The sequence below is a fragment of the Mesotoga sp. Brook.08.105.5.1 genome (assembly GCF_002752635.1).
Lineage (GTDB): Bacteria > Thermotogota > Thermotogae > Petrotogales > Kosmotogaceae > Mesotoga.
Map to the genome: position 1 here is coordinate 223,642 of NZ_AYTW01000005.1, position 21,741 is coordinate 245,382.

Consider the following 21,741-nt stretch of genomic DNA (forward strand, 5'->3'; position numbering starts at 1 on the left):
CTGATGTGGGTTTGGTGTGCTCAAACATACGAGAGGTGATCTGATGAGAAAGGCCAATTTTGGCAAACGAGAGCGGTGGGTCTTTGGAAGAGTGTATGAACCTCTTGAAATTCCGAATCTCATTGAGATCCAGACTCGTTCCTTTCAATGGTTCATCGATGAAGGTCTTCTGAGTGTTCTGAAGAAGTATTCTCCAATTAAATCGCAAATTCAGCGTTCGGATCTTAAGAAGGGCGAGAAAGGTTTCTCTCTGGATTTTGTTTCAACTAGAATCGGCGAGGCAAAGCATTCCATCCAGGAGTGCAAAGACAAGGGGCTAACTTATTCCGTTTCGCTTTATGTGACCGTAAGAATCACCGACCTCTATACAGGAGAGATCAAGGAGGAAGAGGCTTTCTTCGGATACTTGCCTTTCATGACTGATAACGCCTCTTTCATAATTAACGGAGCGGAGAGAGTAATAGTCAATCAGCTTGTAAGGTCGCCGGGTGTCTACTTTGTTGACGAACCCACAAAGGCAGTGTCTGGTTCTCTGCCGATTTATGTTGCCCATTTTCTGCCTGTAAAGGGAGCTTGGTTTGAGATACTTCTTAACCCTAACAAGCAGATAATGCAGGCGAGGATCGACCGAAGAAGGAAACTGAACTTCTTCGTCTTCTTGAAGGCATTGGGTTACGAGAATGATCTTGATCTACTGAGACTTTTCGAACATGAATATGACGGGTCGGATGAAGACGAATTGCTCGCAAGTGTCGGAAGCATGATTCTTGAAGATGTCAAGACTCCCGGAGGAGATTTGATAGCTCAGAAAGGAACACTTCTTACAGAGGATATTATTGCAAGGGCAATTGAAGCCGATGTGAAGACCATCAAGATGCCGCTTCCTATAGCTATGAAGACCTTCAGCGCTTTGCAGAAGACATACGGTGAAGGTATGACTGAGGACGACGCTTACATAGAGCTTTTCAGGAAGCTTAGGCCGGGCGAAATTCCGAGGATAAATGCTGCAAAGAGTTATATTACTAACCTTTATTTCAGTCCGGACCGCTTTGACTTCTCAAACGTTGGAAGGTACAAGGTCAACAGCAGACTTAAGAAAGTCTATCAAGACTATCTAAAGGAGATCGAAGGAAAGAAGGTTTCGAAAGACACCGACTATGCCGAAGAGTCGAGTGTTCTCACTGTTCTAGATGTTGTACTTGCTGCCAGGCACTTGACAGAGATAGAAAGCCGGCCCGAACTTCTCGATACCAAAGACCATTTGGGAAACAAGCGAGTAAGAACAGTGGGCGAGCTTATGGAAACTGAGTTTGAGAAGGCTTTTATGAAGATCCATAAGCTTCTCGAAGAGAAGCTTACGATATACACTTCCTTCGACAAGATTTCGGTGCAGAGCCTGGTTAACGTAAGAACTCTCATGACCACGCTGCATCAATTCTTTGCAACAAGTCAGCTTTCGCAGTTCATGGACCAGGTAAATCCTCTGGCTGAATTGACGAACAAGAGAAGATTGTCTGCAATCGGGCCGGGAGGTTTGAAGAGGGAACACGCGAGGTTTGAGGTGCGTGACGTCCATCACTCTCATTATGGGAGGATGTGTCCTATAGAGACGCCTGAAGGCGCAAATATTGGTCTTATGACCTCAATGGCAACTTTTGCGAAGATAGACAAGTATGGTTTCATTCTCACACCTTACAGGAAGGTGCAGAAGGGGTTCGTTACTGAAGATATCGTTTATCTCGCAGCAGATGAAGAGGAAAATTACAATATCGCTCACTCCACAGTTAAAATGGACGACAACGGGCGTATTGCCGATGAAAACGTAGAGATTCGTTACGCCGGTGAAGTGAGATATGTTATAAGGGAGGAAGTGGACTTCATGTCAGTCTCCCCCAAGCAGATTGTCTCAATCTCGACTTCTTTGATCCCGTTCCTCGAAAATGATGACGCAAACAGAGCACTGATGGGATCTAACATGCAGAGACAGGCGGTTCCTGTTGTCAAGTCTGAAGCTCCTATAGTCGGCACCGGTGTCGAAGGAGTAGCTGCAAGAGACTCCGGATATGTAGTTCTTGCGAAGCATCGGGGTAAAGTTGTTAACGTCGACGGAAGAAGAATCATTGTGCAAAGAATAGACGAAAAGGGGAAGCCGGAACTTGACGATAAAGGAAGAGCAATTGAAGATGTCTATACGTTGTATAAGTTTGTTCGAACCAATCAGGATACCGCGGTAAACCAGCGTCCAATTGTCTCGGTTGGTGAAGTCGTGGAGAAGGGCACTCCTATCGCCGACGGTCCATCGACCGAGATGGGAGAGCTTGCACTGGGTAAGAACGTTCTTGTAGCTTTTATGCCCTGGGAGGGGTACAACTTCGAAGACGCCATTCTCGTCAACCAGGAGCTTCTCGAAGACGACATTTTCACAACTATTCATGTTGAGATGTATGAAACAATCGCCAGGGATACTCAACTTGGTCCCGAAGAGATAACTGCTGATATTCCAAATGTCTCGAAAGAGTCTCTTAAGAATCTTGATGAGAGCGGTATAGTGAGAGTAGGAGCTTATGTCACGTCTCAGGATATTCTTGTTGGAAAGGTGACTCCAAAGGGCGAATCCGAGACCACCCCCGAAGAGAAGATTATCAGGTCGGTTTTTGGAGATAGGGGACGAGATGTCAAGGATTCATCGTTGAAACTCCCTCATGGTGTTGAAGGTAGAGTCATCGACGTCAAGGTTTTCGAGAAGGAAGAGGTTTCTGAACTCGGTTCGGGCATAAACAAGCTTGTTAAAGTCTTCGTTGGTATTAGAAAGCCGCTGGATGTAGGAGACAAGCTTGCGGGTAGACACGGCAACAAGGGTGTCGTTTCGAATATCATCCCAAAAGAGGATATGCCCTTCCTTCCTGACGGAACTCCTATACAGCTTGTTCTTTCACCTCTTGGCGTTCCGTCGAGGATGAATGTCGGGCAGGTGCTCGAGACACATCTCGGCTGGCTTGGGAAACTTACGAATCGTTACTTTGCGACACCAATCTTTGATGGGGCTACAGAAGAAGAGATCATGAATGAGCTTTACGAGGCTAGAAAAGAGTTTGGACTTGAAGCCGGTGACAGCGAAGAGCTGAAGACAGGTAAAGTTACCCTAAGAGACGGTAGGACTGGCGTACCTTTTGACTACCCGATAGTGGTAGGAATAATGTACATGCTCAAGCTAGTTCATATAGCAAAGGACAAGATTCACGCAAGATCTACAGGTCCCTATTCACTCATACATCAGCAGCCTCTAGGTGGAAAGGCTCACTTTGGAGGTCAGAGATTTGGTGAGATGGAAGTCTGGGCGCTTGAGGCATATGGAGCGGCCCACACTCTGAACGAAATGCTCACAATTAAATCTGACGACATCAAAGGAAGAAATGATGTCTATAAGGCAATACTCAAGGGAGTTAACATCCCCGAGCCAGGAATACCTGAGAGTTTCAAGGTTCTTATAAAGGAACTTCAGGGGCTTTCTCTCGACGTCAAAGTTTTTGACCAGAACAATGTCGAGCTGGATGTGGATAAATTATGAGGATCAATAGAAGGGAGCTACCCCTCAAGGAGGGAAGCAGATGCCAGTAAGCGCGTATAAGAGAAAAGTCAATAAGCTGGAAATTGATATCGCGTCGCCGGACAGAATCAAGGGCTGGTCAAGCGGGGAAGTCAAGAAGCCCGAGACGATTAACTATCGCACATTCAAACCGGAGAGAGACGGACTCTTCTGTGAGAAGATCTTTGGTCCGACAAAAGACTACGAATGTACATGCGGAAAGTACAAGGGTAAAAAGTACGAGGGCACAGTATGTGAACGTTGTGGTGTGAGAGTCGAATCTAAAGAGGCTCGCAGGAGAAGAATGGGTCACATTGAGCTCGCCGCTCCTGTTACTCATGTTTGGTACTTGAAGAGTGCGCCTAGTGTTCTTTCTTCACTTTTGAACATTCCTGCGAAGGATCTCGAGAACATCATCTATTACGGATCTAAGAGGGTTATAGAGAGACTTTATGTCGTGACAGACCCTAAGGAGACGGACTTCTTCCCTGGAATGACGATGTACCAGACCGAATACGAAATATACACGAAGAAACTCAGCTTCGAAGTAGAGCAAGGTTACAAGGTAAAAAACCCTCACGGACCGGTTACAACGGACATTGACGGTAAAGTCACTATCGAGAGGATCGACAGCAGTACCGAGAGAGAACTGAACTGGATAATCGTCAAGGATGAGACGGGAATTGAGAAAAAATACCCGGTTTTCGAAGGTGCTCTCATTTATGTTCAGAATGAGGATGAAGTTCATAAGGGAGATACCCTTGCCGACAGATTCCTTTTTGAAGATGAAGTTCTTTCGGCGACTGAGTATAAGATCTTCGACGAGTATTATCCCGGCAAGTTCGAAGTTGAAACAGATACCGAGAGCGATAGACCTATAGTCATAATCACCGAGATCGACCCTGCAGTCTCGGAGGAGACAGGAAGAACGATCGGTGAAGTCTTGATAGAGAACGAATATGAGGCATACAAAGAGCTTTACCCGGGCAAAGTAACCTGTGATTACGGTGCGGCAGCAATTAAGAAACTATTGCAGGGCATGGATCTCGAAGAGCTACAGGTAGCGATAGAACATGAATTGAAGACTATTCCCAAAAGCAGTGCCAGGGCTCTCAAGCTTCTCAGAAGACTCAAGTATGTCAAGGACTTCATAGCGTCTAGCAATAGGCCGGAATGGATGGTAATGGATGTTGTTCCGGTAATTCCTCCGGACCTGCGACCCATGATTCAGATTGAAGGCGGAAGGTTTGCCACGACGGATCTCAACGACCTATACAGGAGAGTCATTAATAGAAACAACAGGCTTGCAAAATTACTGCAGATCGGGGCTCCCGACATAATAATCAGAAACGAGAAGAGGATGCTTCAGGAGGCAGTTGACTCCCTAATCTACAACGGTAGAGTGGGAAAAGCAGTATCCGACAAATCGGGAAGGCCTTTGAAGTCTCTCACCGACCTGGTGAAGGGCAAGAAGGGGAGATTCCGAAGGAATCTGCTTGGAAAGCGGGTAGATTACTCCGGTCGAGCGGTCATCGTCGTTGGGCCGGACCTGAAGATTCATGAATGTGGAATCCCCAAGAGGGTTGCAATGGAGTTGTTCAAACCGTTCGTTCTATCAAAGCTGCTTCACGGAAGTGAATCGAGCAAGACGGCGAGAAAACTTAAGAAAACAATCATAGAAAAGGAAATGCCCGAAGCGTGGGAAGTTCTCGAAGATGTGATCAAGGGACACCCCGTTCTCCTCAACAGGGCACCGACGCTTCACAGGATATCCATACAGGCTTTCATACCCAAATTGGTCGAAGGAAACGCGATTCAGCTTCATCCGCTTGTCTGCGCACCATTCAACGCAGACTTTGACGGAGACCAGATGGCCGTTCACGTGCCTTTATCCGCAGCTGCGCAGGCAGAGGCGAAGTTCCTTATGCTGAGCAGATACAACGTGATTTCCCCCGCAAGCGGGAAACCCATTTCGATGCCAGGCAAGGACATAATCGTCGGTGTTTACTATCTCACGACCGTTGACCGCGATCATGAGAAGAAAGAGAAAGAGGTAATGGATTACTACTCAGCCCTCCTCAAAGATGAAAAGATTTCCGATGTTGAAGCGAGGAGGATGGTTAGGCAGAAGGCCCTTGAATGGGTTGACTGGAAGTTCTCTTCTCCGGGAGAAGCGCTTCTTGCTTACGACATGGAATATATATCACTTCACGATCCTATTCTTGTTCAGCTAGATCCCTCATCCGGAGAGCTCACGCTAACGACGGTAGGAAGGATAATCTTCAACACCATAGTTCCTGAAAAGCTTAGGGACTACATGAAGAAGTTCAACAAGAAAGCGATAAAAAAGCTAATCTATGACTGTTTCCACGAATATGGAATAGACAGAACCGCAGACCTTCTGGATGACATGATGTCTCTTGGATTCCATTACGCGACTGCTTCCGGGCTCACAATATCCATAAACGACATTGTTGTGTATCCGCAAAAGGACAAGGTTATAGAGGCCGCGCAGGAGAGGGTAGATCAGATCGAGAATCTGTACAAGTCGGGATTCTTGACTGAAGACGGAAGAACTCAGGAGATAATCAGAATCTGGTCAGATACCACTCAGGAGATAATGGAGAAGACATACACAGAGTTTGAGAAGTATCCCTTCAATCCTATCTACATGATGGTTGACTCCGGAGCCAGAGGAAATATCGACCAGCTTAAGCAACTTGCAGGTATGCGAGGTCTGATGGCAGATCCATCGGGAAAGACGATCGAAGTACCGATAAAGTCAAACTTTAGAGATGGACTTACGGAGCTCGAATTCTTCACATCTACTCATGGAGCTAGAAAGGGTTCTGCCGATACGGCACTAAGAACGTCGTTTGCAGGTTATCTCACCAGAAGACTTGTAGACGTTTCCCAGACTATAACCGTAACGACTCCGAACTGTGGAACTCACGAGGGCATTGAAGCGATAGAGCTCATGGCAGACGGAGTAACGATAGAGAAGCTCGAAGAATTTCTCTTTGGAAGAGTTCTTACGTCAGATATTATCAACCCGCTGACTGGAAGAGCTCTTAAGAATGGGAAGACGGGAAAGGAATACTTGCGCGATACAATGATCAGAGATGAAGATGCGGCTTTCCTTTCGAACTACAGGACCGAAGTCGAAGTTGCGCGAGAAGAAGTGCTTAGTATTCCGAAAGTGACCCGGTTAATCAACTATACAGAGCTGGCAGAAACCATCACTATAAACGATAAGGAATACAAAGCGGGAACCCATATCGGCAGCGATATTTTGCATCAGCTAAAGAACTCGGATATCGAAGAAGTGAAAGTTGTTATCTTCCCCTGCGTCGGTCAGGTATTTGCAGGTGATCCGATAAAGAACAGTAACAAGGAAATGCTTGTCAAGTATCAGGAGAAGATAGACGAACTCACTGCCAAGAAGCTACAGAAGAACGAGATCGACAAGGTCTTAGTCCGACCGACGATAAAGGTCAGGTCTGTTCTTACTTGTGAATCCGACAGTGGTGTTTGTGCTATGTGCTATGGAATGGATCTTTCAAACCATGAAATAGTGAATGTTGGAGAATCCGTAGGTGTAGTTGCTGCCCAGTCAATTGGAGAGCCGGGTACACAGCTCACGATGAGAACATTCCACACTGGCGGTATAGCGACTGGACAGGATATCACCAGAGGTCTTCCCAGGGCAGAGGAATTGTTCGAAGCTCGAAAGAAGCTGAAGGATCCCGAAGCTCTGTTCATTGAGAAGGGTGACGGAGGCTTCGTGAAGGATCTCGTCCCTGACGACAAGGGTAGGAGAAAGGTCTACATCGAAACGAAGACCGGAGGCATCAGCGAATACGATCTCTCCTCGAGCATAAAGCCAAAAATCGAGATTGGCGACAAAGTCCTAGAAGGAGAGACCATAACAACTGGAACGGTGAGGCCAAGGAAACTTATGGAAAAGCTAGGCCTCGTTCAGACGGCGCTTTACCTCCTGACTGAGATCAAGAGGGTTTATGCCGAACAGGGAGTCGAAATTCACGACAAGCACTTTGAACTTATCATCAGACAGATGCTTTCAAAGGTCGAGATAACCGATCCGGGAGATACCGACTTTTTACCCGGGGATCTTCTCGACATAGTAGAAATTAGGAAGATTAACAAGTCTATAGAGGAAGCCAACAGTAGAGTTGGCGAAAACAGGGAATACGTAATCGACAAGCGGTTGGCGAGGAGAGTCCTAGGCGAAGATGAAGATGGAAAGATACATAAGATTGCAGCCGAGGCCGAGCCGATTACGGAAGAGCTCCTGAATCAGATATTGAAGGGCGGAATCAAGCAGATATTGATCTATGATGTGGATGAGGATCAGTATCAGAAGCTGGTCGATGACTTCAACCCCGATACGGTAATTCCCGAGAAGAAGATCCAGATAATGCCGAAAGATCCCATTAAGTTCAAGCGAAAGCTTCTAAGGATCACAAAGGCATCTCTTGAGAGTGAAGGGTGGCTGTCGGCCGCATCGTTCCAGCAAACGCCTCAAATTCTCACCGAGGCATCTGTTGCGGGTAAGTCAGACTTCCTTCAGGGGCTGAAGGAAAATGTAATTGTTGGTCAGCTTATACCTGCTGGAACGGGTCTTGACATGTATGCAAATCTGCAGGTGGAAGAAGCTTCAATCCCTTCTCGTTTACAGGAAGAGGAGTTGGCTTGAGTAGGTACTTCTAATAGAAGCGGAAAGCTTAAAATAGCTTTCCGCTTTTCTTTTGTGATGGTAACATTGTAGAGGGAAAATCACTACTTGGGGGCTGAGTTGTCTAAGCCGATTTTGGAAGTATCGGATCTTAAGAAAACTTATGAGATGAGCGGAACAAAAGCTTTAAATGGAGTGACGCTTTCCTTTTTCCCGGGCGAGTTAATCTCGCTTCTGGGAGAGAATGCTGCGGGAAAGTCAACACTCATGAAGGCAATTGTTGGAATAGAAAAACCAGACAGTGGCTCAATGCTTCTCAAAGGAGAGCCTTACTCTCCGTCGAACCCTTCACAGGCTTTAAAAATGGGCATCGGGATGGTTCCGCAAAATCTGAGAGTAATCGACAGGCTTACTGTTCTTGAAAATCTTCTGATCGCACGTAAAGCGAATAGGTTGAAAAGAACGGCGAAAAGCTACAGAGAATACATTGAGACGTTGATAGGACGATATCAGTTACAGCTGCCCCTGGATAGAGAGGTTGGAACTCTTTCCTTGGCAGAGAGACAGAGAGTGGAAATCCTGAGGCTGCTTCAGAACTCGCCAGATATCTTAATATTCGACGAACCGACCGCTCTGATTTCCGAAAAAGAGAAGGCAGAGTTGTTCGAAACCTTCAACAAACTTAAGGGTGAAGGTAAGAGCGTTGTGTTCATTACTCATAAGCTGCGGGAAGCTTATTCTGTGTCCGACAGGATTTACCTGATTCGATCCGGGGTTATAGTAGGCAGTTTCAGGAAAGATGAGATCTCGGTCGAAGGACTGTACGATTTGATGGCCGGAGAAGAATCTCCCGGGTCTTCTGTCCGGAGTTCGTTGTCGGAAGAGGTCGTTCTAAAAGTTGAGAAGATCTGTGTAGAGTCTTCTGTAGAAGGGTCAGATGCAGTCAGGGATGTGTCTTTCGAGGCTAGAAAGGGTGAGCTTATCGCTATAACGGGAGTGGCCGGCAATGGCCAGGAGGAGCTTCAAGAAGGACTATTCGGAGTTAGAAAGGTGATTTCTGGAAGAATCCTGCTCGGCGGAATTGACGTTACAAATCTACCGCCGCATAGACTCAGAAGACTCGGAGTGGCTTCGCTGCCTTCAGACAGAGATAAGTTGGCGAGTTGTAGAGGTTCATCGATAAGGGACAATCTAGTTATTCAGAGAGTCCTCAGTGGAGGCTGGGTTGTTTCGGGCAGAGAAATGGATAATTATGCAAGGGAACTGCTTTCTAAGTATGGTGTTGTGTTTGGCAGTATCGGCGATCCGGTTTTCACTTTGTCTGGTGGAAATCTGCAAAAGTTGCTGCTAGCTAGAGAGATCAGCTCGGAGCCAAAGCTTCTTCTCCTGGGAGAGCCTTTTAGAGGGCTCGATGTCAAACATCTGGAGAAGCTGCGCAGCACTCTAGAGAGTATTAAAGAGAAGATGGCCATTGTGATATTCACTTCTGATCTCGACGAAGCTCTAATTGTGGCGGATAGAGTTGCTGTGATGTCAGAGGGAAGGATAGTCTTTTCCGGAGCGAACGGACCAGCACTCAGCAAGAGGGCAATAGGAAAGCATTTTGCTGGAACGTTGAGGGAAGATCAAAGATGACAAGTTTTCAAGATTTGAGAAGATCACTCCTTGTTATAGGTATTGCACTGATTGCCGGGCTATTACTCGTAGTTTTCATGAGTGAAGAGCCCATCAATTCGGCCCGATCATTCTTCCTTTCCGTCTTTTCAGACAGGTTTTACTTTGGCAATCTTATTTCAAATGCAATTCCACTTATCCTAACCGGGCTTGCAGCCTCAATAGCCTTCAGTTCGTCTTCCTTCAATCTTGGCATTGAAGGGCAGGTATATCTCGGGGCATTTGTCGGGACTGCGACAGGTATACTTCTATCGGGTAATTTGTCTGGTACTATAGGGATTACGGCAATGATCCTGGTGAGTTTCTTGTTTGGGGCTGGGGCGGCAAGTTTGTCAGCCGTCCTCAAAATCCGTATGGGTGTCAGTGAGCTAATCACTTCTCTATTGCTCAGCAATGGGCTAATTCTTGTCGTAGACTATTTCGTTGAGGGACCTTTCAACGACAGACAGTCGGGACTTGCGGCATCCTTAAGTTTGCCCGCGAATCTCAGGTTTTCAAGACTCATGCAACCTTCAAGTCTGCATACTGGGATCTTTTTCTCGCTGATAGTCGCTTTTCTTCTTTGGTTTCTCATGTTCAGGACTAGAGAAGGCTTCAAATTAAGAATTTCGGGCAAGAACAGGATGTTTGCTCATTATTCAGGTGTGAATACCAGCAAAGTCATTTTTTGGTCTCTCTTTCTGAGTGGGGGACTTGCTTCCACCGCAGGGATAATCGATGTAATAGGCGCACACGGTAGAGTTATGAGGGGTTTCTCGGCCGGATACGGATGGAATGGAATAGCGGTTGCCCTTATCGCAAGAAATCACCCGTTGTTTGTTATTCCTGCAGCTCTGTTCTTTGCATACCTGGAAAGCGGAGCACAGATATCATCTATTGAAGCGAGTGTCACGCCTGAACTGGCTAAGATAGTCCAGGCAGTAGTCTTCTTTCTAGTCACTGCAGAGGCACTTGCTCCCGTAAGCTTCAGGAGAAGAAGATATGTTTGAAGCCATAGTACGTGACACAATAAGGAATTCGACGCCTATCGTTCTTGCAGCAAGCGGAGGATTGCTGACAGAGGTTTCGGGATGGCTCAATATTGGACTTGAGGGTACAATTCTCTCAGGAGCGTTTTTTGCAGTAGTAATATCATCGACCACGGGTAGCATCCTTCTCGGAACTCTTGCTTCTATTATTGTGTCGATCATTCTTTCATCGCTTATCTACTTTGCAGTGAGATTTCTGAAGGCGAATCTCTTTGTTGTCGGAATTGCGGTCAACCTTCTATCCGTCGGATTGACTGTAGTGTTGACGGACGTTTGGTTCAGTAGTAAAGGCACAATTGTCTTCGGAGGTTCCCCCAGGCCTGCCGCTCTTTCTATTGATGTCTTAGGCGGTACTGTATTTGGTTGGTTGAATGGACTCGGTTTTTTTGATCTAATCGCCTTTGCCACTCCATTTGCTCTCTTCTATCTTTTCAAGAAGACGGTGGTTGGGGTGAAATTGCGGGCCTGTGGGTATGACGATGAAAGCGCCTTTTACAGCGGTGTTAGAGTAGATCAAATGAGATTCATAGCGTACATTGGCAGTGGAGTGTTCACGGGTTTGGCCGGTTCAGCACTTTCCATACCGTTAGGAGCCTTTGTATCCAATATGTCTGGGGGGCGCGGATGGCTGGCTCTTGTTGCCGTAATAATGGGGAGAAAGAACCCGCTTCTTGTAGTTGTTTCGGCTGTCATGTTGGGCTTTGTTACAGAACTCTCCATCTTCCTGCAAGTTTCCACAGAAATATCTCCTAAGTTACTATTGTCTTTACCTTACTTCGCTTCTCTTGCTATCCTTGCTATCTCATACGGCGGAAGAAAGGCGAAGCAGCTTTCGTGATTCGTAATGGTTGAGGATACTTAAGAGGCTCTTAAACTAGCCGAGTTGGACCATGATATAATTCATCGAATTGGAGGTGCAGTTTTGGAATTAATAGATCAGCTTAAATCAGAATACTCCGAGATCTCCTATCTTCAGAATGCAGCGGCCCTGATGGTCTGGGATTTGAGGACTTACATTCCCCCTAAAGGGGCCGAGAATAGGGCGGAGGCTCTAGGTTATGTATCAACTCTTGCATTCAAGAAGGCGGTCTCAGATGAATTTGGAGCATTGTTAAGGCAATTGAACGAAAGAGCAACCCAAGAAGGATTAACAGATGATGAAAAAGCAATGGTCAGGGTTGCTACGAAAGCATACAAAAGGGCCAGGTCAATTCCACCTGAGCTTCATCATAGGTTTTCCGTCCTAACGTCTAAGAGTGAAAGGGTATGGGAGAGAGCGCGAAAAGAAAACAGCTTTAGCAGCTTGGAGCCATATCTGGAAGAGATTGTCGCTCTTTCGAGAGAAATGGCAGAACTGTATGGTTATGAAGAAAACCCCTATGATGCGCTACTCGAAGGCTACGAAGAAGGGATGACGGCAAGAAAGCTACGGAAGGTCATCGAACCACTGAAATCAGAACTAATACCCTTCGTAAAAAAGATATTGGATAAAGGCACACATCCTGACACGTCAATCCTTCAAGGGATGTTCAGCAAGAGGGCACAGGAGAAGCTCAGCAGAAGGGCTCTGAAATTCATTGGCTATGACTTCGATGCAGGTAGGCTGGATGAGACTGTCCATCCATTCACGATTGGCATTGGAGTGAATGACGTTAGAGTGACTACCAAGTACGAGATCAAAGAGTTCACACCTTCATTGTTTGGATCTATCCATGAGGGGGGTCACGCAATTTATGAGCAGGGGCTGCCGATTTCTCTGAAAGATACACCTATATATGGTGCATGTTCATTAGGAATCCACGAATCGCAGTCAAGAATGATGGAAAACATAGTGGGAAGAAGCAAGGAGTTTCTATCGTTTTTCTATCCTCAGATTCAGAAGGCTTTCCCGTCAAACTTCAGGAGTGTTTCGCTTGGTGACTTCTATAGAGCTGTAAACAATGTCAAACCTTCGTTGATTAGAATAGAAGCCGACGAAGTGACATACAACTTTCATATCATGGTAAGGTTTGAGCTTGAAGAAGCGTTGATGAAAGGCGATTTGAAAGTGTCTGAGCTTCCGGCTGCCTGGAATGCAAAGATGAGAGAATACCTGGGAATTGAACCTGAGAGCAACCGGGACGGTGTGCTGCAGGACATTCATTGGCCATCGGGAATGATTGGATACTTCCCCTCGTATATGCTTGGAAACCTTTACGCCGCTCAAATGTACGCGAAAGCAAGACAGGATATCCCAAATCTCGAAAAGAGGATTGAGAAGGGAGACGTTCTGGCTCTTGTAGACTGGTTGCGAAAGAATATTCATGCTGTAGGCAGAAAGCATGAACCGGAGAGGCTTCTCAAAGTAGCGACGGGAAAGGAGCTAGATTCTTCTTATTTCTTGAAGTATGTCATCGATAAGTATTCCGAAATCTACTTCATTTAGTTCTCAGAGGCCTTTAGACCTTTAAGTAAGGCCTCAATTTCGGAGAGTCTGTCGGATGAAAGCTTCAGACTCTCCTTTCTACTAGTAAGAAAGGAGATTATTTCCTGTGGCTCAACGATCGCCATATCTTTCCACATGAAAGAAATTACTTCAGTGTCTACAAGGTTATGTGAGGTGAGAAGGTATATTGGCGAGGGCATTTCATCACTTATCTCACATACCTTGCTGATCTCACCCTTCTGTAGGTACTCGAGAGATTTGTCCACTACGGCCTTTCCAATGCCTCTTATTTCCAAGAGCTTTGTTATGTCACCATCTGAGAGACGGCCTTCCGGCAAATTAGATCTGATTATTCTTGCGGCGAATTCGTAAGTCCTTATCTTGAACGGGTTGTCTCTTATGACCTTGAGAAGTCTCGAGAGCAAGTCAAATTGCATTGCAAGTTCCTCTTTTCTCACCGGTATCACCTCTCAGTGTATTTTACACCGCTGAACACCGGCAAAGAAATCAGATGCTCGGAATTCTCTTGCGCTCCATTTGAAATGAATCTATTTGCCTAGACACAATTTAGGCAGACAAAAAGCTTCAATTATTGACACAGGGATCGGGATATCAGGGGATAGGCCCGTCGGATCTATTTTTTCCTTCTGCTAATAACAGCTTCAATGTTCTCCTTTGCCGTGCCAACAAAAGCTTCATAGAAAGCTATACCTGCTGCTTCTATAGCTTGAATGGCGTTGCCTCCAAGATGGAAAGCTATTATTGTGTCTATCCCTTGCTTTGTGAGCATATTTACGGCCATAGGTCCGGCACCGTGCGCCACACTGTTGTCTGGTTCTACATATTCTTCGCTTCCCGTTTCCGGGTCATACAGCAGAAAGAACTTAGCTCTGGCAAATCTATCGTCTGGGATGCTGTTGATACTCTTTTCTTTCACTGGGATAGCTATTTTCATTATTCTTCTACACCTCCGGAAATTTTCCGTTTCAACCTCAAGGCAATTCGCTTTATTGCTTGCGCTGCCGTAGAGTCTTCAATTGCAACAACCGGTTTTCCCATAATCGTCGCTTTCTCTACCTGCTCGTCAAAGGGAATCTTGCCAAGCAGTTCTATTCCGTTGGCTCCACACCAGGACTCTATGAAAGCGCTCTTGGATGTATTCAAATCCCATTTGTTTATAACTATTCCAAAGTCTCTCTTGAAATGTTTTATTGTCTCCACTATCCTTGCAAGATCGTGGTTTCCAGAAACAGTCGGTTCGGCAACTGCAAGAACGTAAGTTGCCCCGGTAATCGATGAAGTTGCGGGGCACCCTATTCCCGGGGCACCATCGATCACAATTACTTCTCTTTTTTCTCTCTCTGCGACATTAATTGCCAGCTTTCTGACCTCGGCCACCAACCCTCCAGAAGTCTCTTCCCCTGGAGTCAATAAAGCGTGGACAAGAGGGATTTCATTCGATTGAGACAAGAAGTACTCGCCCGACTTATTGTCTTTGAGTGAAATCGCATCTGCCGGGCAGACAGCCACACACATGCCGCATCCCTCACATGCGTAGGGATCGATTGAGTAAGGACCTCCCCTGATAATCGCATCGAACCTGCAGAATTTCTCGCAGAGTCCGCATGATATGCATTGATCAGAAATTTCGGCCTTTTTGCCACCATAGTATTCAAATTTCTCGATCTGCTTATTCTCAAGAATGAGGTGAAGGTTTGGTGCGTCTACGTCACAATCGGCCATCACTATTGAGTCAAAAAGAGAGGAAAGCGATCCTGCAAGTGTTGTCTTACCAGTTCCGCCCTTTCCACTTACTATGGCAAGTTGGAACATCATGACACCCCCGATGAAGAGATGATCTTTTCCGCCAGTTTTTTGAACCGTATCTTCCATGGTGGCGAAGTCTCAGTAAATAGCTTGCCTTCTGAATAGGCTTCCGCTATGCTGCGGTCAAAGGGTATTCTTTCGAGGAGAACGAGGTTTTCTTCACCAGCATACTCATCTATCATTGTGTAAGAATTCGTATCTCTGTTGATTACGACACCGAAAGGAATTTCCATCTCTCTTACAATTTGAACTGCAAGTTTCAAATCATGAAGACCAAATGGAGTGGGTTCGGTTACCAGTATCGCGAAATCTACTTTTCTTAGTGTCTCTACCACGGAACAGGACGTTCCCGGGGGAGAATCAATGATGACGAGCTTATTTCGATCGATATTCTCTTTAAGCTTTCTGATAACCCTTACAGGGGATGGTTCCCCAATTTCCAGTATTCCCATTCCAAAATCGATTTTGTTGTTGATCTTACCCGTCATGACTTTTCCAATGGTTTTTGGCCTCTCGCTGATTGCCTTCTCGGGACAGACAAAAGTGCACAAACCGCAGCCATGACACAAAGATTCAAAGACCATGACACCCGTGTCAAAAACAGAAAGTGCTCCAAACTGGCAGGCTTCAGCGCATTTGCGGCAACGAGTGCACTTTTCCTTGTCTATTACGGGAAGCATCAGCTCAATTTCCTCTTCATGCTCAATCTTTGGGTTAAAAAACAGATGTACATCGGGTTCTTCTGCGTCTGCGTCCAGAAGTTGAACATCAAACTCTTCAGATATTGCGTATGCGAGGTTTGTGGCAAGGGTTGTCTTTCCTGTGCCTCCCTTGCCACTTAGTACGGCAATAACCAAGGCCTACCACCATCTCCTGAAGCGATAGCCCATGCCTCTTCCGGCTCCAAAACCTCCCCCAAAACCCATCCTTCTTCCGAGAAAAAGTCTTCTCCTCGGATATGGTCGGTAGTAGTTCCTTGCGGGTGTCGGCCTCGACACTTGATCAACGGGAGCACAGTTTCCCATGCCCCAGCCGGTCATCGGCCCATAACCTTCGGGTCCAGTTCCATCTCTCCACGGCATATTCTCACTCCTCCTCTTCAGTACTGTTTGTGTTTTCAAGCGTTTCCAATCTCTTCTCTATTTCCTTGAGCTCTTCGCCGATCATCTCAAGCTCTCTCTTAAGCATCGCTTGATACTCCTTCAGTTCCTGACTCTCCATCTCAGCTGAAATCTCCTGATCGTAGGCGTATGGTCCATAATAACCGAAACCTCTTCCGGGCCCAAATCCCCTACCGTATCCCATTCCTCTTCCGTATCCTGCTCCATATCCAGGGCCGTACCCGTAGTATCTGCAGGAACCGTCTCTAAACCTCATAGGACCAGATCCAAATGGCATATTGTCACCTCCTATATATGCACTAATCATATATATTATACTGGTTGCAGCTAGCAATGTCAACAACAGATCTAGCTTTGCCGAATTCTGTAGAATTTCTGATATTATCTAAGTGAGGAGGATAGATGGGAAACAAAGCGCATGTCTTGCTGTTTTCACTAATAGCTCCATTTTATAACGTTGCTTTCAAGTCGCAGCTTAAAAGTTATCGAAGCCTTTTGAAAGAACACCGTTCTCTACTTGGCGACGACATCAAGAGCGTTCTCGATATCGGTTGCGGAACAGGTGCTCTTGCCAAAGCATTCGATGAACTGGGATACCGAGTAACGGCTGTAGATGCTTCGACTCCCATGGTAGTAATAGCAAGGCATAATCTTAAGGAAAGCGGGGTCAAAGTCGTTCAAGGCGACTTTTTTGAGAAGCTTCCCTTTGAAGACAATAGTTTTGATCTTCTCGTTGCATCTTATGTTGTACACGGTCATAAGATTGACGGCAGGGAGAAGTTTTATAGAGAGAGTCGCAGAATATGCAGGAAAGAGGTTCTGATTCATGAGTTCTTTCCGAATAGAAATCTCTTGGTCTATGTTGTCGAGTTCTTCGAAAGAAGCGATTACAGAAACTTCGTTCCGAAAGCCTTCGAAGAGCTCAAAGAGAATTTTCCCATTGTAAAAGACGTTAGGCTTTCATCTACGACAGGGTGGTATTTATGTCGGTGCGACTAGACTCTCAGGTTAGTTGAGTCTTCAGGATTTTGAAATTTGTGGGCGTTCAAGGAAGGGCTGGTATTTCAGTATTTGAACAATAGCATTATGGAGGTCTACAGGTGAAGAAAGCTACTCCTTATATATTTATTGCACCTGCAGGTGCAATAATTGGTTTCTTTCTCTTATATCCTTTGATATACTCATTTGCCATTAGCTTTTTTGAGTGGGACCTGTCTCCGACAATGACTTTCGTTGGTTTGGGGAACTACTCACAGATTCTCTCATCGAGCGAATTCTGGGACTCAATGTTATACACCGCTTATTACATTCTCGGCGTTCTCCCTTTTTCGCTCCTTATCGGTTTTCTCTTTGCCAATCTTCTGAACGATTCGACGATGAAGGGGATAGGGTTCTTTCGAATGATTTACTTCCTTCCGGTAGTTACATCACCCATTGCTGCCGGTATGGGCTTCAGCTTTCTGTTCAGTACGGAACTCGGTTATGTGAATCATATCATCTCCTTGTTTGGCGGGGATTACATCAACTGGTTAACTAATCCTCAGGGCGTAATTCAAATTCTTTTCAACTGGACAGGCATTCAGCTTCCCAGAATTCTGCAGGGGCCGAGCGTAGCGCTTTTCGTGATAATTCTAATGGGAATATGGCAGAATATCGGATATGCCATGGTTGTCTATCTGGCCGGTCTTCAGAATATCCCGACCACATACTATGAAGCGGCGGCGTTGAGTGGAGCTAACAGGTTCCAGATGTTGAGAAAGATCACCGTTCCGCTTCTTTCACCGACAACGTTCTTCCTTCTCATAATGTTCAGCATAAGCTCCTTCCAGGTCTTTGGACCGATTATGGTTATGACTCCAGACGGCGGACCGCTTAACACAACCTCCGTTGTCGTGTTTCGGCTTTATCGAGAGGCCTTCTCCTATTACAGGTTTGGCTATGCGTCCGCAATGGCCTTTGTTCTCTTCCTTTTTGTGATATTTTTGACTGCATTCCAAGTAAAGACAATTGAAAGGACCGTTCATTATGAGTAAGAGGATTGGAAGGATTCTGAAGTACTTCGTGTTGATATCCGGTGCAGTTGTGATGATTTTCCCGTTTTTCTGGTCTTTCATGACCTCCTTTAAGGATTTGCGAGAGATTCTCATGGATCCCTTTTCTCTTATCCCGAAGGAGTTCACTCTGAAGAATTATGTTAGTGTTTTCACGAAAGTTCCATTCGCAAGATACCTTCTAAATAGCACTATCGTAGCGCTGGGAACCACTTTCTTGCAACTTGTGACGGCCTCTCTGGCGGCCTTTGCATTTGCGAGAATGAGATTTAGGGGCAGAGAAGTGATATTCTACATCTTTCTGGCAACTATGATGATCCCTCAGCAAGTCGTAATGATTCCGCAGTATCTCGTTGTAATGAGACTCAATCTGGACAACTCATACCTTGGCCTCATTATTCCTCACGCAGCTACTGCGATCTCGATCTTTTTTCTGAGGCAGTTCTTTCTCACGATTCCAAGGGATCTAGAGGATGCTGCGATAATCGATGGTTGCGGTCCTTTAAGAACTCTGCTAAATGTTTTTTTACCTCTCACAAAACCCGCGATAGCAACAATCGCAGTCTTTTCTTTCATGTGGTCATGGAACAACTACTTCTGGCCCCTCTTGATTATTAGCGAACCTGAGATGAGAACTGTTCAGTTGGGACTAGCAATGTTCAAGTCTGAAGGGGGAATACAGTGGGGAGAGTTTATGGCCGCAACTGTAGTGGCTACGCTTCCGATCATGATAGCCTATTTCATCGCTCAGAAGCAATTCGTGAAGGGAATAACCCTTACGGGACTAAAAGGATAGCGATAAGGAGGAAGAGATGAAAAGAGTGACCATGGTAGTTATCTTGATGATCTTTGCACTAACGGGAATGGGAGCTGTCACGCTCACATTCTGGCACTCGATGTCTGATTATCAGAAGCCGATTATCGACAAACTCGTATCTGATTTCAACAAGGCACACAAGGACATCACTGTAAGGGCAATCTTTCAAGGCTCGTACGATGAGACCGTTACGAAACTAAAGGCGGCTTTGCTGGCAGGAAAAGGGCCGGATGTAGCGCAGGTGAACATCGAGCACATCCAGATATTTTCAAAAGACCATTCTCTCCAGGATCTCACAGATCTTCTGGCCGGCGATCCTACGCTTGACCCCGATGACTTTGTCCAGAGCTTCTGGCAGACAATAGTTCGTGACGAAAAGCCATATGCGCTTCCTTTCAACATCAGTGCGCTTATGCTTTTTTACAACAAGGATCATTTCAGAGCAGCGGGACTTGATCCAGACAGACCTCCTCAGAACTGGGAGGAACTCGAGGAATACGCCAGAAGACTCACAATAAGAAAATCTCTGGATTCCAGACCCTCTCAGTATGGTCTCTTATGGGGTGTAGACACCATGTTCTATCAGTTTGAACCTCTTGTCTGGCAGAACGGAGGAGAGATTTTCAATGAAGATATGACCGAGTGTGTAATCAACTCTCCTGAGGGAGTCGAGGCTCTGGAAACGTGGAGGCGTTGGTTCGTCGAGGGTTTGTCTCCGGTGGACTTGACCATCGATGAAGGAATACAGTCCTTCACAATGGGGAGAATCTCGATGGGCCCCATGACGAGCGGAGGAATTCGGTACGCTCTCGAGAACATACCCTGGAGTCTGGGAGTAGCCCCTCTTCCTGAAGGTAAGCAGAAAACCACAACGCTTGGAGGAGGTTCTCTTGCCATAATGGCCGGACTCTCAGAAGAGAAGCTTCAGGCCGCCTGGACCTTCATCAAATGGATGGTTTCAGAGAAGAACACATTGTTCTGGTATGAGGGAACGGGATACATGCCGGTTCTGAAGTCTGCAATGAGTTCTCTTGAGATACAGCTTATCTGGCAGCGCTTCCCGCAGTTGAAGGCTCCAATAGACTCGATAGAGTTTGCCAGACCCAGACCGGTTCACACAAATATTATTGAGATCAGGAATATTCTTTACGACGCTGTTGAGCAGGTAAGAAAAGGTGTTTCAGAGCCAAAATCGGCTTTCGATAGTGCTGTTACGAAAGTCAACGCGTTGCTTGAGTGAGGTGATGATATGAAGCGAATACTTCTGTCGGTAATATTCATTTTCTTTTCTCTAACGGTTTTTGCCAACAAAATCGTTGAAATTGAAGTAACAGGTGTTGATAAGACACTTCCACAAGTGGTAATCAATATTTCCGGGCTCAAGATCGGTGAAGATTTGGATATCGAGAGAGTCTACAGGGCAAAGAGAAATCTGGAAGAATGCGGTCTCTTTACAGACGTATATTTTCAGCTTAGAGACTCAAATGGCGACTATAAGCTGGTGATTACGGTTCAGGAGAGTTCGACAATCTATCCCTATTTCGGCGAGTACATGTCGATGGGTTTGGGGGAGAGAAATCTCCTCGGTACCGGTGTTAATCTCTATGGTGGGGTTCGGTTTCTCAGATTGACCGACAAGAAAATCCTCGGTTTCCTTCCCCAACCCGAGTTCTTCTGGGGGGGATTGAGATTTGGCGCAAGCACCCTTAGCGTCTTTGGAACAGGAATCAATCCCTTCATTGAAGTGACTCTGTTTAAAGATGTTCCGTGGCAGGCAGATACTATTCTTTCTCTTAGTTCTGTAGATCTGGGTGCGACATATCCCATTGGAGACTACGTTGCTGGACTCTCTTACACCTTTGAAAGTGCAACATTTGAGGCTACGGATTCAAACGACTACTCTGTATCAATACTAACAGGAGCCTTTGCCTTTGGGGATGAAGACAATTATCAGGAGAAGAGAGGTAATCTCTACGGGCAGACAAATCTTTCCTTTGGATTTGGGGAAGGAATATGCTATCTCCAGCAGAAGGCGTCTGTAAATTACTGGTACAGGATCATTGGAAGAATTTATATCGAGAGTGAGACAAGAGCAGGTGTGACTTATTTCGGAGATGCGCCGGTCACCAGGAGCTTCTACCTGGGAGGAAGCACCGATCTCAAGGGCTGGAACCCCAATGCATTTAATCCTAGATTCTATGCGCTGGAGATACTTCAGGCAGGAGTCCCTCTCACTGAGAGCTTCGGCATTGCTCCTTCCGATGATATGAGCGTCTTCATTCCCAAGCTCTACTTGATGGCGGCCGCGGGTGACAACGCCACTCTCGGTCTGTCGATAGGAATAGGTTTCGAGTGGAGAACACCACTGGGAGTTGGAGTGGAGCCTCAAGTATTCTTCGGAGGAGACGGTTTCAAATTCTACTTCGAACTCAGGTAACTTCTTGGCTAGCTTCACAAGAAGGTCATTTGCTTTTCTTTGCAAGCACAAAACGAAAGAACCGGCCACGAAAAAAGGC

General features: G+C 46.0%; 17 protein-coding genes. 11 read left to right on the forward strand and 6 right to left on the reverse strand.

Annotated elements, in window-relative coordinates:
- Positions 1-43 precede the first annotated feature (43 nt).
- The 6 genes from V512_RS02935 (at position 44) to V512_RS02960 (ending at position 13,409) form a co-directional block, all read left to right on the forward strand.
- On the forward strand, positions 44-3,568 hold the full coding sequence (locus tag V512_RS02935) for a DNA-directed RNA polymerase subunit beta (RefSeq protein ID WP_099828963.1): 3,525 nt from the start codon (positions 44-46) through the stop codon (positions 3,566-3,568).
- Between the two features lie 40 nt (positions 3,569-3,608).
- Positions 3,609-8,303, forward strand: coding sequence for a DNA-directed RNA polymerase subunit beta' (locus V512_RS02940; protein WP_099828964.1), 4,695 nt, complete (start codon positions 3,609-3,611; stop codon positions 8,301-8,303).
- A gap of 99 nt (positions 8,304-8,402) precedes the next feature.
- Entirely contained in the window at positions 8,403-9,917 is a 1,515-nt protein-coding gene (locus V512_RS02945) for an ATP-binding cassette domain-containing protein (RefSeq protein ID WP_112109444.1), read from the forward strand.
- Positions 9,914-10,945: an ABC transporter permease gene (locus V512_RS02950; RefSeq protein WP_099828966.1), complete on the forward strand. Its 1,032-nt coding sequence runs from the start codon at positions 9,914-9,916 to the stop codon at positions 10,943-10,945. Before V512_RS02945 ends, V512_RS02950 begins: the two co-directional genes overlap by 4 nt.
- The gene (locus tag V512_RS02955; RefSeq protein WP_099828967.1) at positions 10,938-11,822 is read left to right on the forward strand and encodes an ABC transporter permease; all 885 of its coding nucleotides are present in this window, start codon (positions 10,938-10,940) and stop codon (positions 11,820-11,822) included. The genes V512_RS02950 and V512_RS02955 overlap by 8 nt, the downstream gene beginning before the upstream one ends.
- 84 nt (positions 11,823-11,906) lie before the next feature.
- Positions 11,907-13,409: a carboxypeptidase M32 gene (locus V512_RS02960; protein ID WP_099828968.1), complete on the forward strand. Its 1,503-nt coding sequence runs from the start codon at positions 11,907-11,909 to the stop codon at positions 13,407-13,409.
- Here the strand turns inward: V512_RS02960 and V512_RS02965 are convergent.
- From V512_RS02965 to V512_RS02990, 6 genes are all read right to left on the reverse strand, one after another.
- On the reverse strand, positions 13,406-13,867 hold the full coding sequence (locus V512_RS02965) for a helix-hairpin-helix domain-containing protein (protein WP_099828969.1): 462 nt from the start codon (positions 13,865-13,867) through the stop codon (positions 13,406-13,408). The genes V512_RS02960 and V512_RS02965 overlap by 4 nt on opposite strands.
- A 176-nt stretch (positions 13,868-14,043) precedes the next feature.
- The gene (locus tag V512_RS02970; protein WP_099828970.1) at positions 14,044-14,364 is read right to left on the reverse strand and encodes a NifB/NifX family molybdenum-iron cluster-binding protein; all 321 of its coding nucleotides are present in this window, start codon (positions 14,362-14,364) and stop codon (positions 14,044-14,046) included.
- Positions 14,364-15,242: an ATP-binding protein gene (locus tag V512_RS02975; protein WP_099828971.1), complete on the reverse strand. Its 879-nt coding sequence runs from the start codon at positions 15,240-15,242 to the stop codon at positions 14,364-14,366. The genes V512_RS02970 and V512_RS02975 overlap by 1 nt, the downstream gene beginning before the upstream one ends.
- Positions 15,242-16,093, reverse strand: coding sequence for an ATP-binding protein (locus V512_RS02980; protein WP_099828972.1), 852 nt, complete (start codon positions 16,091-16,093; stop codon positions 15,242-15,244). The genes V512_RS02975 and V512_RS02980 overlap by 1 nt, the downstream gene beginning before the upstream one ends.
- Before the next feature lie 3 nt (positions 16,094-16,096).
- Entirely contained in the window at positions 16,097-16,318 is a 222-nt protein-coding gene (locus V512_RS02985; protein WP_099828973.1) for a DUF5320 domain-containing protein, read from the reverse strand.
- A 4-nt stretch (positions 16,319-16,322) separates the two neighbouring features.
- Positions 16,323-16,634: a DUF5320 family protein gene (locus V512_RS02990; protein ID WP_099828974.1), complete on the reverse strand. Its 312-nt coding sequence runs from the start codon at positions 16,632-16,634 to the stop codon at positions 16,323-16,325.
- A 125-nt stretch (positions 16,635-16,759) separates the two neighbouring features.
- Here V512_RS02990 and V512_RS02995 point away from each other — a divergent pair, with 125 nt between their 5' ends.
- From V512_RS02995 to V512_RS03015, 5 genes are all read left to right on the forward strand, one after another.
- A complete protein-coding gene (locus V512_RS02995; RefSeq protein ID WP_099828975.1) occupies positions 16,760-17,356 on the forward strand; it encodes a class I SAM-dependent methyltransferase in 597 nt (198 codons plus the stop codon).
- Positions 17,357-17,457: 101 nt separating this feature from the next.
- On the forward strand, positions 17,458-18,390 hold the full coding sequence (locus V512_RS03000) for a sugar ABC transporter permease (protein WP_099828976.1): 933 nt from the start codon (positions 17,458-17,460) through the stop codon (positions 18,388-18,390).
- Positions 18,383-19,204, forward strand: coding sequence for a carbohydrate ABC transporter permease (locus V512_RS03005; RefSeq protein ID WP_099828977.1), 822 nt, complete (start codon positions 18,383-18,385; stop codon positions 19,202-19,204). The genes V512_RS03000 and V512_RS03005 overlap by 8 nt, the downstream gene beginning before the upstream one ends.
- Before the next feature lie 16 nt (positions 19,205-19,220).
- The gene (locus V512_RS03010) at positions 19,221-20,465 is read left to right on the forward strand and encodes an ABC transporter substrate-binding protein (protein ID WP_099828978.1); all 1,245 of its coding nucleotides are present in this window, start codon (positions 19,221-19,223) and stop codon (positions 20,463-20,465) included.
- 9 nt (positions 20,466-20,474) lie between these two features.
- On the forward strand, positions 20,475-21,662 hold the full coding sequence (locus V512_RS03015; RefSeq protein WP_099828979.1) for a BamA/TamA family outer membrane protein: 1,188 nt from the start codon (positions 20,475-20,477) through the stop codon (positions 21,660-21,662).
- Positions 21,663-21,741 lie beyond the last annotated feature (79 nt).

Bases quoted from the DNA above. Each gene is read 5' to 3' on its own strand.
- V512_RS02935 (WP_099828963.1), top strand. From the start codon at position 44: ATGAGAAAGGCCAATTTTGGCAAACGAGAGCGGTGGGTCTTTGGAAGA.
- V512_RS02940 (WP_099828964.1), top strand. From the start codon at position 3,609: ATGCCAGTAAGCGCGTATAAGAGAAAAGTCAATAAGCTGGAAATTGAT.
- V512_RS02950 (WP_099828966.1), top strand. From the start codon at position 9,914: ATGACAAGTTTTCAAGATTTGAGAAGATCACTCCTTGTTATAGGTATT.
- V512_RS02955 (WP_099828967.1), top strand. From the start codon at position 10,938: ATGTTTGAAGCCATAGTACGTGACACAATAAGGAATTCGACGCCTATC.
- V512_RS02970 (WP_099828970.1), bottom strand. From the start codon at position 14,364: ATGAAAATAGCTATCCCAGTGAAAGAAAAGAGTATCAACAGCATCCCA.
- V512_RS02975 (WP_099828971.1), bottom strand. From the start codon at position 15,242: ATGTTCCAACTTGCCATAGTAAGTGGAAAGGGCGGAACTGGTAAGACA.
- V512_RS02985 (WP_099828973.1), bottom strand. From the start codon at position 16,318: ATGCCGTGGAGAGATGGAACTGGACCCGAAGGTTATGGGCCGATGACC.
- V512_RS02990 (WP_099828974.1), bottom strand. From the start codon at position 16,634: ATGCCATTTGGATCTGGTCCTATGAGGTTTAGAGACGGTTCCTGCAGA.
- V512_RS02995 (WP_099828975.1), top strand. From the start codon at position 16,760: ATGGGAAACAAAGCGCATGTCTTGCTGTTTTCACTAATAGCTCCATTT.
- V512_RS03005 (WP_099828977.1), top strand. From the start codon at position 18,383: ATGAGTAAGAGGATTGGAAGGATTCTGAAGTACTTCGTGTTGATATCC.
- V512_RS03010 (WP_099828978.1), top strand. From the start codon at position 19,221: ATGAAAAGAGTGACCATGGTAGTTATCTTGATGATCTTTGCACTAACG.
- V512_RS03015 (WP_099828979.1), top strand. From the start codon at position 20,475: ATGAAGCGAATACTTCTGTCGGTAATATTCATTTTCTTTTCTCTAACG.